The organism is Pseudomonas sp. DNDY-54, from assembly GCF_019880365.1.
In the GTDB taxonomy this organism is placed as follows: Bacteria; Pseudomonadota; Gammaproteobacteria; order Pseudomonadales; family Pseudomonadaceae; genus Stutzerimonas; species Stutzerimonas stutzeri_P.
In genome coordinates, this window is sequence record NZ_CP082271.1 from 4,271,181 (window position 1) to 4,284,538 (window position 13,358).

Below are 13,358 nucleotides of genomic sequence, written 5' to 3' on the forward strand. Positions count from 1 at the left end.
GCAGCCGCTTGGCTGCTGCCTTCACCCCAGCCATCAGCTATGCGCTGATGGCGGCGTCGCAATTGCTTTGTCGATCGTCGGGGTCCAGCTCTGATTCGCACCCTCGTCCATCGCCTGCCGCATCGCGCGCACGCGGCGCTTCTCGGCACGACGGCTGAGGTACCAAGCGATAAACGTCGCCAGCGACACAACCAGCAATATCAAGCTCGCTACCGCATTGATCTCAGGTTTCACACCCAGCCTGACGGCCGAGAAAATCTCCATCGGCAACGTGGTCGAACCGGGGCCGGAGACAAAGCTGGCCAGCACGAGATCGTCCAACGACAGTGCGAACGAGAGCATCCCGCCTGCGGCCAGCGAGGGCGCGATCATCGGCATCGTAATCAGGAAGAACACTTTCCAGGGCCGCGCCCCCAGGTCCATCGCGGCTTCCTCAATGGACTGGTCGAGCTCACGCAACCGCGCCATCACCACCACCGCGACGTAAGCCGAGCAGAACGTGGTGTGCGCAATCCAGATGGTCGCGATGCCACGCTGCGCCGGCCAGCCGATCAGCTGGGCCATCGCCACGAACAACAGCAGCAGCGACAAGCCGGTGATGACTTCCGGCATGACCAGCGGCGCCGTTACCAGGCCGCCGAACAGGGTGCGTCCACGGAAGTTGGGGATCCGGGTCAGCACGAACGCCGCCATGGTTCCCAGTACAACCGCTGTCACCGCCGTATAGAGCGCGATTTCCAGAGAACGCATCACCGCGCCCATGAGCTGACTGTTATCCAGCAGGCCGGCATACCACTTCAGCGACCAGCCACCCCAGACCGTCACCAGCCGCGAGGCGTTGAACGAGTAGATGACCAGCAGCACCATCGGCAGGTAAATAAACAGCAGCCCAAGCACCAGGATCAGATTGGAGAAACTGTAGCGCTTCATAGCTTGCCCTCCAGTTCCTTGGTCTGGTTGCGGTTGAACAGGATGATCGGTACCAGGAGGATCGCGAGCATGACTACCGCCAGGGCCGAGGCCACCGGCCAATCGCGGTTATTGAAGAACTCCTGCCAGAGCACCTTGCCGATCATCAGCGTCTCCGGGCCACCGAGCAGTTCGGGAATTACGAATTCGCCTACCACGGGAATAAACACGAGCATGCAGCCGGCAATGATGCCGTTCTTCGACAACGGTACGGTGATCTTCCAGAACGCGCTGAGGTTGCTGGCGCCGAGATCGGATGCCGCTTCGAGCAGGCTCAGATCGTGCTTCACCAGGTTGGCGTACAGCGGCAGGATCATGAACGGCAGGTACGAATAGACCACGCCGATATAGACGGCCAGATCGGTGTTCAGGATTTGCAGCGGGGTGTCGATCAGCCCCAGGTTCAGCAGCACGCTGTTGAGTATGCCGTTACTGCTGAGAATGCCCATCCAGGCATAGACGCGAATCAGGATGGCCGTCCAGGTCGGCATCATGATCAACAACAGCAACACCGTCTGCAGATCCTTGCGAGCCCGTGCGATGGCATATGCCATGGGGTAACCAACCAGCAAGCACAGGAGCGTGCTGAAGAACGCGATTTTCAACGAGCCCGCATACGCGGCCCAATAGAGGTCGTCTTCGCTGAGGAAGATGTAGTTGCCGAGATTGATCAACACCTGAAGCTGCTGGTCGGCGTAGGCGAAGATATCCGTATAAGGCGGAATCGCCACGTCGGCTTCGGAAAAGCTGATCTTCAGCACGATGGCAAACGGCAGCAGGAAGAACAGCATCAGCCAGAGGAACGGCACGCCGATGACCAGCCGGCGTCCGGTATTCAACCGCGAGCGCCTCATGCCTGCAGCACCACGCCGCTGTCATCCCACCAGTAGACGTACACCTCTTCCTCCCAGGTCGGCAGCTTCACGTGACGCTCGGCGTTCGCCATGAACGCCTGCAGCACACCACCGGACGGCAACTTGATGTAGTAAACCGAATGGCCGCCCAGATAGGCGATGTCATGCACGACGCCCTTGGCCCAGTTGTAGCCGGGCCGCTCCAGTTCCGGTAACTCGGTGCCGATCAACAGTTTCTCGGGCCGAATGGCATAGGTGATGTGCTTGTCCTGAGCGCGCGTGCTGATGCCGTGGCCGACGTAGATCGGATTTTCCAGGCCAGGGCTGGCAATCACCGCGTGATCGCCCATGTCTTCAATCAGCTCACCGTCGAACAAATTAACGTTGCCGATGAACTCGCAGACCAGGCGGCTCGCCGGGGTCTCATAGATATCCATCGGGCTGCCCACCTGGGCGATCCAGCCCAGATGCATGATGGCGATGCGTTCGGCCATGGTCATGGCCTCTTCCTGGTCGTGGGTCACCATCACGCAGGTCACGCCGACGCGCTCGATGATTTGCACCAGCTCGAGCTGCATCTGCGAGCGCAGCTTTTTGTCCAGAGCGCCCATGGGCTCGTCGAGCAGCAACAGCTTCGGTCGCTTGGCCAGCGAACGCGCCAAGGCCACGCGCTGACGCTGGCCGCCGGACAGCTGATGCGGCTTTCGCTTGGCGTACTGACTCATCTGCACCAGGCCGAGCATCTCTTTGACACGCGCCTGCACTTCGTCCTTTGGCAGGCCGTCCTGCTTGAGGCCGAAGGCGATGTTCTGCTCTACGGTCATGTGCGGAAACAGCGCGTAGGACTGGAACATCATGTTGATCGGCCGCTCGTAGGGCGGCATATCGGTGATGTCCTGACCGTCGAGAAATATCCGCCCCTCGGTGGGCCGTTCGAAACCCGCCAGCATCCGCAGCAGGGTCGATTTGCCAGAACCCGAACCGCCCAGCAGGGCAAAGATCTCGCCCTGATGAATGCTCAGGGAGACATCATCGACCGCCACCGTTTCATCGAACTTCTTGGTGACGCGGTCGATCTTCAGCAGCACCTGTTTGTTCTGGCTCTCACCGGTGAGGGCCTTTTTGTAGGCGCTGGAGGCAACGGCCATGCGCGAACTCCCGATTGAAATATTGGGCCCGGACGGAACCGGGAGACGGTATTGCACCAGGGCAAGACAACGCAGCCAAGGCCGGCGCCCGTCTTGCCCTGTGTACGGCTATTGGCCGGACTTGACCTTGGTCCAGGTACGGGTCATCAGACGCATGATCTTTTGCGGCAACTCCGCAGAGACGTACAAGCGGTCCAGCACGGCCTGCGGTGGGTAGATCGAGGGGTCGTTCCGCACTTCTTGGTCCATCAGCGTGTCAGCCTTGGTATTGGGGTTGGCATAACCCACGTAGTCACTGACCGTCGCGATAACCTGGGGGTCCAGCAAGTAGTTGATGAACGCATGGGCCTCATCGACATTCTGCGCATCAGCGGGAATGGCCAGCATGTCGAACCACAGGTTGCCGCCTTCCTTTGGAATCGAATAGGCGATCTCGATCCCCTTGCCCGCCTCGTCGGCACGCGCCGCCGCCTGGAACACATCGCCCGAGAAGCCGGCGGCGATGCAGATGTTGCCGTTGGCCAAATCAGACACGTACTTGGATGAATGGAAGTAGCGCACATACGGCCGGATCTCGAGCAGCTTGGCTTCGGCCTTGGCGTAATCGTCTGGATCGGTGCTATTGGGATCCAGACCGAGGTAATTGAGCACGGCGGGGATCATCTCGTCCGCCGAATCCAGCAGGGCGATGCCACAGCCAGCGAGCTTCTTCGCGTTCTCCGGCTCGAACAGCACGGCCCAGGAATCGACCTTCTCGATGCCCAGCGCAGCGGTCACTTTTTCAACGTTGTACCCGATGCCGTTAGTGCCCCAGAGGTAAGGTGCAGCGTAGGCATTGCCCGGATCGTTCTTCTCCAGCTGCTTGAGTAGCGCCGGGTCAAGGTTTTCCCAGTTCGGCAGCTTGCTCTTGTCTAGCTTCTGAAACGCCCCGGCACGAATCTGCTTGCCGAGGAAATGGTTGGATGGCACCACCACGTCATAGCCCGTGCGGCCGGCGAGCAGTTTGCCCTCCAAGGTTTCGTTTGAATCGAACACGTCATAGACCGGCTTGATGCCCGTCTCTTTCTCGAATTCTTCCAGCGTGGTTTCGCCGATGTAGTCGGACCAGTTGTAGATATGCACCGTGGCAGCCTGGGCGGATGCAGCACCGCTGACCGCAGCGGCGAGAAGAAGCGACTTCAATGTCGAAGGCATGAGAGTGTCCTCTTGTTGCAGACCGCGCCGATCAGTTGGCGAAAGGCGGGCTGTTTATTGGAAAAACCTCAAAAAAGCAACTGGCACGACGCACAACCGATACGGTTGTAGCCGAAAGGCGATACGGGAAACGGATCGCAAGCCAGAAAAAGCAGGCCGTATAGCGCCCTTCGCGCCGTGTTACCGACTCGCACAGCTCCGCATGCGGGCTGGCGAGCCGGCTACGCACAATCAGCGACCGGATTTGATCTTGGTCCAGCTGCGGGTCATGGTCCGTTGGGTCTTCGAATCAAGATCCGGGAAGGTGTAGAGCTTTTGCAGCACGGCCTGGCTCGGGTAGATGCCCGGGTCGGTGCGAATCGCTTCATCGACCAGCGGGGTGGCCGCCGCATTGCCGTTGGGGAACTGAACATAGTCGGTGATCGAGGCCATTACCTCTGGCTTCATCAGGTAGTTCAGGAACACGTGAGCGCTGTCGACATTCTTAGCATCGGCCGGCACGGCCAGCATGTCGAAGAAGGTGCCGGCACCTTCCTTGGGAATGTTGTAGCTGACCTTGACCTTGCCGCCCGCTTCTTCCGCGCGCGCTTTGGCCTGGTAGATGTCGCCGGAATAACCGATAGCGACGCAGACGTTGCCGTTGGCCAGGTCCGAGATGTATTTCGAGGAATGGAAGTAGGCAACGTTCGGACGGATCTGCATGAACAGCTCTTCCGCCTTCTTCAGCTCGTCGCTTTTAGTGGTGTCTGGCTTGTAGCCGAGATAGTGCAGCGCTGCTGGCAGGATCTCGGTCGGCGAATCGAGGAACGAGACGCCGCAGGCCTTCAGCTTCTCCATGTTTTCGGGCTTGAACACCAGATCCCAGGAATCAACCGGGGCGTCCTCACCCAGCACTGCCTTGACCTTTTCAGGGTTGTAGCCGATGCCAATGGTGCCCCACATGTAGGGCACGGCGTACTGGTTGTCCGGATCGCTGGGTTGCAGCGCTTTGAGCAGATCCTTGTCGAGATTCTCCCAGTTCGGCAGCTTGCTCTTGTCGAGTTTCTGGAATACGCCCGCCTTGATCTGCTTGGCGAGGAAGGGGTTGGACGGCACCACCACGTCATAACCGGAGCTGCCGGCCAGCAGCTTGGCTTCCAGCACTTCGTTGCTGTCGAAAACGTCGTAGACCACCTTGATGCCGGTTTCCTTGGTGAAGTTGTCCAGGGTGTCTTCGGCGATGTAGTCCGACCAGTTGAAAACGTGAAGAACCTTGTCTTCGGCCTGCGCAGCGCCAGCAACCGCGCCGGCCAGCGTCATCGCAAGTAGTGTTTTGGCAAAGGGTTTCATCCGTGCAGCTCCTGTTGTCGTCATTTATGTCGGTCGAGGCTAGAGGCAGGGCGGAAAGATGAACGCCATCTCCCATCACTTCCTGGCAGCTAACTGGGCCTGTGCCGGCATCGACACACCCCTCGGTAAGTCTGGCCAAAGCACGCGCGCAGTCTGGCAAGGTCGCTATCCGTTTTTCAACAACCCGAACGAAGTTCGCACCACGCTCGTAACAGTAGTTCAGGCTCCAAAAAGAGCACCGCGGCCGGAAGGCTGTGTTCAGCTGACGGCATCCTTCGCGGTGGCGTCCAGGCACAGGCGCACCTTGCTGATCAGCTCGTCGATCTGCTCCTCGTTGATCACCAACGGTGGAGAAATGATCATGGTGTCCCCAACGGCGCGCATCACCAGGCCGTTACGGAAGCAATGTTCGCGGCACAGCATGCCGACGCCCGGATCAGCAAAACGCTCACGGGTTTTCTTGTTCTTCACCAGCTCCAGCGCGCCGAGCATGCCGACGCCACGCGCCTCGCCCACCAGCGGATGCTCCACCAGCTCACGCCAGCGAGACTGCAAATAGGGTGCCGTCTTTGTCTTGACCCGCTCGACGATCTTCTCTTCGCGCAGGATGCGGATGTTTTCCAGCGCCACTGCCGCAGCCACGGGGTGCCCGGAATACGTGAAGCCGTGATAGAACTCGCCGCCTTCATTGAGCGTGTGCACCACTTCGTCGCGCACCACCACACCACCCATGGGCAGGTAGCCCGAGGTCAGGCCTTTGGCGATCGGCATCAAGTCCGGTGCGTTGCCGTAATGGTCGCTGCCGAACCACTCGCCGGTGCGGCCGAAGCCACAGATCACTTCGTCAGCGATGAACAGGATGTCGTAGCGGGCCAGGATTTCGCGAATCTTCGGCCAATAGCTGTCCGGCGGAATGATCACGCCGCCGGCGCCCTGGATCGGCTCGGCAATAAAGGCGGCGACCTTGTCTTCGCCGACTTCTAGAATCTTCTGCTCCAACTGTTGTGCGACGCGGACACCGAATTCCTCCGGATCCAGATCACCACCCTCGCCGAACCAGTAGGGCTGGTCGATGTGCTCGATGCCCGGGATCGGGCCATCGCCCTGCTCGTGCATGGCCTTCATACCGCCAAGGCTGGCGCCGGCGATGGTCGAGCCGTGATAGCCGTTCCAGCGACCGATCACCACCTTCTTCTGCGGCTGGCCCTTGATCGCCCAGTAATGACGCACCATGCGCAGCACGGTGTCGTTCGCTTCCGAGCCAGAGCCGGTGAAAAACACGTGGTTCATGCCTTCCGGTGCAATCTCGGCGATCGCCTTTGCCAGCGCGAGCGCCGGAGGGTGTGCCGTCTGGAAGAACAGGTTGTAGTAAGGCAGTTCACGCATCTGCTTTGTTGCCGCCTCGACCAGTTCCTCGCGGCCATAGCCGAGGTTGACGCACCAGAGCCCCGCCATGGCGTCGAGGATCTTGTGACCTTCACTGTCCCACAGATAGACGCCTTCGCCCCGGGTGATGATGCGCGTGCCCTTGGCATTCAGCGCCTTGAAATCAGTGAACGGCGGCAGGTGATGGTCGCGGCTCAGGGCTTGCCACTGCTGGGTTTGCGAATCGCTCATCAGTCACCTCTTGATAAAATTCATGCATGTTTGGTGGATGAAAACAGCGTCATCCACCCTACGGCCCATCCATCCAAAGCCTCGTCCAACGTTGGTGGATCACGCTTCATCGATCCACCGGGTGGCGCTCCACCGGGTAGCGTCCCACCGAACAGAGCCATGGTGGATGAAAAGAGCGCCATCCACCCTACGGCTTTTCTTTACACCGAGAGCATCAGGAACTCCCGTTCCCAGGAACTGATGACCCGATGGTAGTTCTCCTGCTCGGCGCGCTTGACCGCGACATAGCCGGTGATGAATTTCGGGCTCAGGTACTTTTCCAGCTGCCGGCAGTTTTCCATCCGCTCCAGCGCCGCCTCCAGCGTAAGCGGCAGGCGCAGGTTCCGGCGCTCGTAGCCGCGACCCTTGACCGGCTGGCTCGGCGTCAGCTCCTCGACCATGCCGATATAACCGCAGAGCAGGCTGGCGGCGATGGCCAGGTACGGGTTGGCATCGGCGCCCGGAAGACGATTCTCGACCCGGCGGTTCTGCGGATCCGAGTCCGGCACGCGCAGGCCCACGGTGCGGTTTTCTTCACCCCACTCCACGTTGACCGGCGCCGAGGTGTCCGGCAGGAAGCGGCGGAACGAATTAACGTTGGGCGCGAACAGCGGCAGCAGCTCGGGGATGTACTTCTGCAGCCCGCCCACGTGATACAGAAACAGCTGGCTCATGGTGCCGTCGCTGTTGGAGAAGATATTGCGCCCGGTTTCCAGGTCCACCACGCTCTGGTGCAGGTGCATGGCGCTGCCCGGCTCGCCCGTCATGGGTTTGGCCATGAAGGTGGCGGCGACGTTGTGCTTGAGCGCCGCCTCGCGCATGGTGCGTTTGAACACCAGGATCTGATCGGCTAGGTGCAGCGCCTCGCCATGACGGAAGTTGATTTCCATCTGCGCGGTGCCTTCCTCATGGATCAGCGTGTCCAGGTCCAGCCCCTGGGCCTCGCACCAGTCGTACATGTCCTCGAACAGCGGGTCGAACTCGTTGGCAGCGTCGATGGAAAACGACTGCCGCCCCGTCTCCTGGCGGCCCGAGCGCCCTATCGGCGGCTGAAACGGCAGGTCAGGATCTTCGCAGCGCTTGGTCAGGTAGAACTCCATCTCCGGCGCAACGATGGGTTGCCAGCCCTTGTCGGCATACATCTTGAGCACGCGCTTCAAGATGTTGCGTGGCGAAATCTCGATGGGGTTGCCCATCTTGTCGTAGGTGTCGTGAATTACTTGGGCGGTGGGCTCGATGGCCCAGGGCACCAGAAACACGGCATCGGGATCGGGACGGCAGAACATGTCGATGTCCGCCGGGTCGAGCAGCTCGTAATAGATGTCATCTTCGACGTAGTCCCCGGTGACGGTCTGCAGGAGCACGCTTTCCGGCAGGCGCATGCCCTTTTCGTCGAGGAACTTGTTGGTGGGAGAAATCTTGCCGCGGGCAATGCCAGTCAGGTCGCTGATCAGGCATTCCACCTCGGTAATCTTGCGTTCTTTCAGCCAGCCGGTGAGCTGGTCGAGCTTGCTGGACATAACGACCTCAGAAATTAATGAAACGAGCGCCGTGCCGGCCCGCGCTCAGCGCCGTCCTGCGCGTTCCTGGCAAGCGCGAGCAAAGCCCTCGAACAATGCCAGGTAGTAAGGGTGCTCATGCACCTTCCACTCCGGATGCCACTGCACGCCAAGGGCGAAGCTGCGCGCACCCTCGACGGAAAACGCTTCGATCAACCCGTCCGGCGCCAGCGCCTCGATGCGCAGGCCATGGCCAAGCCGCTCCACGCCCTGACCGTGCACTGAATTGACCTCAATCTGAGTGGGAAGACCGATCTGTTCGAATAAGCCACCGGGCTGAACATGCACCGGATGACTGAGGCCGTACTGCACCTCGACCGGATCGTCCGCTCGCTCGCGGTGATCGGCGAAGGGACCGGCTTCATGAACCTTCTGATGCAAGCTGCCGCCAAAGGCGACGTTCATTTCCTGAAAGCCACGACACACGCCAAACACCGGTATGCCGGTCTCTACCGCGGCGCGGATCAAAGGAAGTGTCAGCTGATCACGCGACGGGTCATGGGGCGTGCCTTCGGCACTGGCGGGACCGCCGTAATGATGCGGCTCGACATTGGACGGCGAGCCGGTAAAGAGCAGGCCGTCTACGCTATCAAGGAGTGCAGCGGGATCAATCAGGTCGCCGAGCGCCGGGATGACCAGCGGCATACCGGCTACAGCCGCCGCGCGCAGGTACTTGTCGCCGGCGATGTGGAAACTGTGGTGGCCGATCTGCCTGGTACAGGCCGAAACGCCGATCAATGGCACGCGAGGCATGGGATACTCGTCTTTTCGGATGGGGCTCGTCGGAGAGTAGTCTTGTTCATTTTTATAGACAATAGCCGAGCAATCCTGCTTCGGAAAGCGCTGCCAGCGCAGGGGGAAATTTTCCGCAATTGCCCCAAAACCGCCCAGCGTGGGCCTTGACGGGGCACTTCGGGGCGCTATTGACAGCGACAAGGCTTTTCGATTGACTCCAAGACACGCTGTTTGATGATTGAAATTTTTAACAATTAAGGTGCTTCATCATGCTTCCGCCGCCGCGTGCCGTTCAGCTCAACGAAGCGAACGCATTTCTCAAGGAACACCCGGAGGTCCAGTACGTCGACCTGCTGATTGCAGACATGAACGGGGTCGTCCGGGGCAAGCGCATCGAGCGCGCCAGCCTGCACAAGGTGTATGAAAAAGGCATCAACCTCCCCGCCTCGCTGTTTGCCCTCGACATCAATGGCATCACCGTGGAGAGCACTGGCCTGGGCATGGACATCGGCGACTCGGACCGAACTTGCTTCCCGATTCCGAACACCCTGAGCAACGAACCCTGGCAGAAGCGCCCCACCGCGCAATTGCTGATGACGATGCATGAACGTGACGGCTCGCCCTTCTTTGCGGACCCGCGTGAAGTGCTGCGCCAGGTGGTGAGCAAGTTCGACGAGCTGGGTCTGACCATCTGCGCTGCGTTCGAGCTGGAGTTCTACCTGATCGACCAGGAAAACGTTAATGGTCGCCCGCAACCCCCGCGCTCACCGATCTCCGGCAAGCGCCCGCACTCCACTCAGGTTTACCTGATCGATGACCTCGACGAGTATGTCGACTGCCTGCAGGACATCCTCGAGGGTGCCAAAGAGCAGGGCATACCCGCCGACGCCATCGTCAAGGAAAGCGCCCCGGCGCAATTCGAGGTTAACCTCCATCACGTCGCGGACCCGATCAAGGCGTGTGACTACGCGGTACTGCTCAAGCGACTGATCAAGAACATCGCCTACGACCATGAGATGGACACCACCTTCATGGCCAAACCCTACCCGGGCCAGGCGGGTAACGGCTTGCACGTGCACATCTCGCTGCTCGACAAGAACGGCAACAACATTTTCGCCACGGACAAACCGCTGGAAAGCGAAACGCTGCGCCATGCCATCGGCGGGATTCAGCAGACCATGGCCGCCTCCATGGCGTTCCTCTGTCCGAACGTGAACTCTTATCGACGTTTCGGCGCGCAGTTTTACGTGCCTAACGCACCCTGCTGGGGCCTGGACAATCGCACTGTGGCCCTGCGCGTGCCGACGGAGAGCTCGGACTCCGTGCGCATCGAGCACCGCGTTGCGGGCGCGGATGCCAACCCTTACCTGCTGCTGGCAGGGGTTCTCGCGGGCATTCACCACGGGTTGACCAACAAGATTGCTCCGGACGAGCCCATTGAGGGCAACTCCTATGAGCAGGTCGAGCAGAGCCTGCCGACCAACCTGCGCGATGCCCTGCGCGAGCTGGATGACAGCGAAATCATGGCGCGATACATCGACTCCACGTACATCGACATTTTCGTCGCCTGTAAGGAAAGCGAGCTGGCCGAGTTCGAGCACTCGATTTCCGATTTGGAATACAACTGGTATTTGCACACGGTCTGACGGGTAACCCGGTTGCGTTGGGCCTGCCCGCGCAACCGTCGGCTATCGCGAGACGTCACACCTGGTTTGCCGTGCGGTCCCTATCAGCGATTCCTCTATCCGGCTGATTGCCACGAAGCCCCCGGGTGGCTTCCAATACCCATCCATGACAACCGCCGCCCACCAGCACGATGATTGACGCCTCGCACCGGCCCGTTTTTCGCCGGCCATTTGTCGGTGTTCAGGTCAGCCGCGGGCCTCGTTGCGCGGAATGCTGTTCGCCGCGGTCAGATGTCCGCCAACTGATGAAACGCCGCCGCATTCGGCGGCCTTGAGATTGCCGTTCCTTCGCAGGTAAAACGATGACCACCCTGACCACCGCCCCACGTGCTGACGATTTCCACATGCCCGCCGAGTGGGCGCCGCATAGCCAGACCTGGATGGTCTGGCCGCAACGACCGGACAACTGGCGTAATCAGGGCACGCCGGCACAGGCGGCATTCACAGCGGTGGCCAAGGCCATCGCACGCTTCGAGCCGGTTACGGTTTGCGTCACCGCCGAGCATTACGTAGCGGCACGGGCGCAATTGGACGATCCGCGCATCCGCCTGGTCGAGATCAGCAGCGACGACGCCTGGGTACGCGATACCGGTCCGACGTTCGTGATCAACGGCAAGGGTGGCTTGCGCGGCGTAGATTGGACGTTCAACGCCTGGGGCGGGTTAGAGGGCGGCCTCTATGAAGACTGGCAGCGCGACGACGAAGTGGCCCGCAAGATTCTCGAAATCGAGCGCTGCGATCGCTACCGCACCGAGGGCTTCGTGCTTGAAGGCGGATCTATTCATGTTGACGGTGAAGGCACCCTGATCACCACAGAGGAATGCCTGCTCAACCGTAATCGCAACCCGAATCTGTCCCGTGAAGACATCGAAAAGGTGCTGGCCGATTACCTCGCGATCGACAAGGTGATCTGGCTGCCGCACGGCCTCTACAACGATGAAACAGACGGTCACGTCGACAACTTCTGCTGTTTCGTTCGTCCGGGCGAAGTGCTGCTGGCCTGGACCGATGACCGCGACAATCCCAATTTCGAACGCTGCCAGGCCGCGATGCAGGTATTGGAACAATCGCGTGATGCCTGGGATCGCCAGCTGGTGGTGCACAAGATGCCAATCCCCGGGCCTTTGCACGCCACTGAAGAGGAATGCGCCGGGGTCGTTCCACTGATTGGCAGCCAACCTCGCGATCCGTCGATTCGACTGGCCGGCAGCTACGTGAACTTCCTGATCGTGAACGGCGGCATCATCGCGCCCTCATTCGACGATCCCCTCGACGCGGAAGCCGAGGCGATCCTCAGCCGGCTGTTTCCTCAGCATCAGGTGGTCATGGTGCCGGGGCGTGAAATTCTGCTCGGCGGCGGCAATATCCACTGCATCACCCAACAGCAGCCTGCCGCATCGAGCCGCGCCACGGCGTAGCAATCACCATGGGAGTCGCCAGCCATGCGTTTTGGAGCCTTTCTACTGTGTGTGCTGCTGGCGCCCTCGGTGCAGGCCATCGAGCCCTATTCGTGCCGCAACGGCTTCTTTCCGGCATTTGCCGGCGAGGTGCGTCACGCTGAGGTGGTCACCGGCGCCGGCGAGCGGGTGCATTTCAGGGACGATGCTGCTGGCTGCCCCGACGCGCCGTCCTGCCAGCAAAAGGCCTACCTCGTGGAGGGCGACACGCTCCTGGTCGGTAATCAGGCGGACGGCTGGGCCTGCGTCTGGTACTTCGCCGAAAAGCGGGAGTTCGTTGGCTGGGTGCCGGCCAACAATATCGACATCGAAGCCTCACACACGCCTACGGCCGACGACTGGATCGGCCGCTGGGTGCCGATTGCGGGCGGCAACAGCATCGTCATCGCGCGTCCATCATCCGGCGACGCACTGGCTGTCGAAGGCGAGGCCATTTGGCAGGGCGGGCTCAACAGCGCTGGGGAGCGGGTCGTGCACCTTGGCGCCTTTGCCGGCAAGGGGCAGCCCGCAGGCGATTTGCTAAAGATTGCCGAAGGCGATGACGACTACGACTGCCGCGTCACTCTGCAATACGTGGCCGGCAACCTGGTCGTCACCGACAACAGCCACTGCGGCGGGATGAACGTGCGTTTCGACGACGTGTACCGTAGAGCGCCCTGAACACTTAAGCGCGCCTTCCCTTGCTTGAAGCGCAGCCGTTTTGGTCTAGAATTCAGGTCTTCAACGGGTTCGCGGGCCACCACCGCGACCACCCGACCTGATCACTTATCCA

The 13,358-nt window shown here is 60.6% G+C and carries 11 protein-coding genes; 3 read left to right on the top strand and 8 right to left on the bottom strand.

The annotated features are described in order from the left end of the window. Positions 1 to 33: 33 nt before the first annotated feature. The 8 genes from K4O48_RS19780 to K4O48_RS19815 all read right to left on the bottom strand — a co-directional run bounded on the left by K4O48_RS19780 (position 34) and on the right by K4O48_RS19815 (position 9,462). Positions 34 to 930, bottom strand: a complete 897-nt coding sequence (locus K4O48_RS19780; RefSeq protein WP_222910078.1) for an ABC transporter permease subunit — start codon at positions 928 to 930, stop codon at positions 34 to 36. Beyond that, a complete protein-coding gene (locus K4O48_RS19785; protein WP_222910080.1) occupies positions 927 to 1,808 on the bottom strand; it encodes an ABC transporter permease subunit in 882 nt (293 codons plus the stop codon). The genes K4O48_RS19780 and K4O48_RS19785 overlap by 4 nt, the downstream gene beginning before the upstream one ends. A gap of 11 nt (positions 1,809 to 1,819) precedes the next feature. Further along, positions 1,820 to 2,971 (bottom strand): polyamine ABC transporter ATP-binding protein, encoded by a 1,152-nt coding sequence (potA, locus tag K4O48_RS19790; RefSeq protein ID WP_222910081.1) that lies wholly within the window; start codon positions 2,969 to 2,971, stop codon positions 1,820 to 1,822. A 108-nt stretch (positions 2,972 to 3,079) separates the two neighbouring features. Continuing rightward, positions 3,080 to 4,165 (bottom strand): polyamine ABC transporter substrate-binding protein, encoded by a 1,086-nt coding sequence (locus K4O48_RS19795; RefSeq protein ID WP_222910082.1) that lies wholly within the window; start codon positions 4,163 to 4,165, stop codon positions 3,080 to 3,082. 231 nt (positions 4,166 to 4,396) lie between these two features. Further along, on the bottom strand, positions 4,397 to 5,494 hold the full coding sequence (locus K4O48_RS19800; RefSeq protein WP_222910083.1) for a polyamine ABC transporter substrate-binding protein: 1,098 nt from the start codon (positions 5,492 to 5,494) through the stop codon (positions 4,397 to 4,399). Between the two features lie 258 nt (positions 5,495 to 5,752). Further along, positions 5,753 to 7,111 (bottom strand): aspartate aminotransferase family protein, encoded by a 1,359-nt coding sequence (locus tag K4O48_RS19805; RefSeq protein ID WP_222910084.1) that lies wholly within the window; start codon positions 7,109 to 7,111, stop codon positions 5,753 to 5,755. Between the two features lie 200 nt (positions 7,112 to 7,311). Next, entirely contained in the window at positions 7,312 to 8,670 is a 1,359-nt protein-coding gene (locus K4O48_RS19810) for a glutamine synthetase family protein (RefSeq protein ID WP_222910085.1), read from the bottom strand. A gap of 45 nt (positions 8,671 to 8,715) precedes the next feature. After that, positions 8,716 to 9,462 carry a gamma-glutamyl-gamma-aminobutyrate hydrolase family protein gene (locus tag K4O48_RS19815; protein WP_222910086.1) on the bottom strand — a complete coding sequence of 249 codons (747 nt, stop codon included), beginning with the start codon at positions 9,460 to 9,462 and terminating at the stop codon, positions 8,716 to 8,718. 251 nt (positions 9,463 to 9,713) lie between these two features. Between K4O48_RS19815 and K4O48_RS19820 the strand changes: the two genes are divergently transcribed. From K4O48_RS19820 to K4O48_RS19830, 3 genes are all read left to right on the top strand, one after another. Beyond that, entirely contained in the window at positions 9,714 to 11,090 is a 1,377-nt protein-coding gene (locus tag K4O48_RS19820) for a glutamine synthetase family protein (protein WP_222910087.1), read from the top strand. Between the two features lie 341 nt (positions 11,091 to 11,431). After that, entirely contained in the window at positions 11,432 to 12,547 is a 1,116-nt protein-coding gene (gene aguA / locus K4O48_RS19825) for an agmatine deiminase (RefSeq protein ID WP_222910088.1), read from the top strand. A 24-nt stretch (positions 12,548 to 12,571) separates the two neighbouring features. After that, a complete protein-coding gene (locus tag K4O48_RS19830; RefSeq protein ID WP_222910089.1) occupies positions 12,572 to 13,246 on the top strand; it encodes a hypothetical protein in 675 nt (224 codons plus the stop codon). The last annotated feature ends 112 nt before the right edge of the window (positions 13,247 to 13,358 follow it).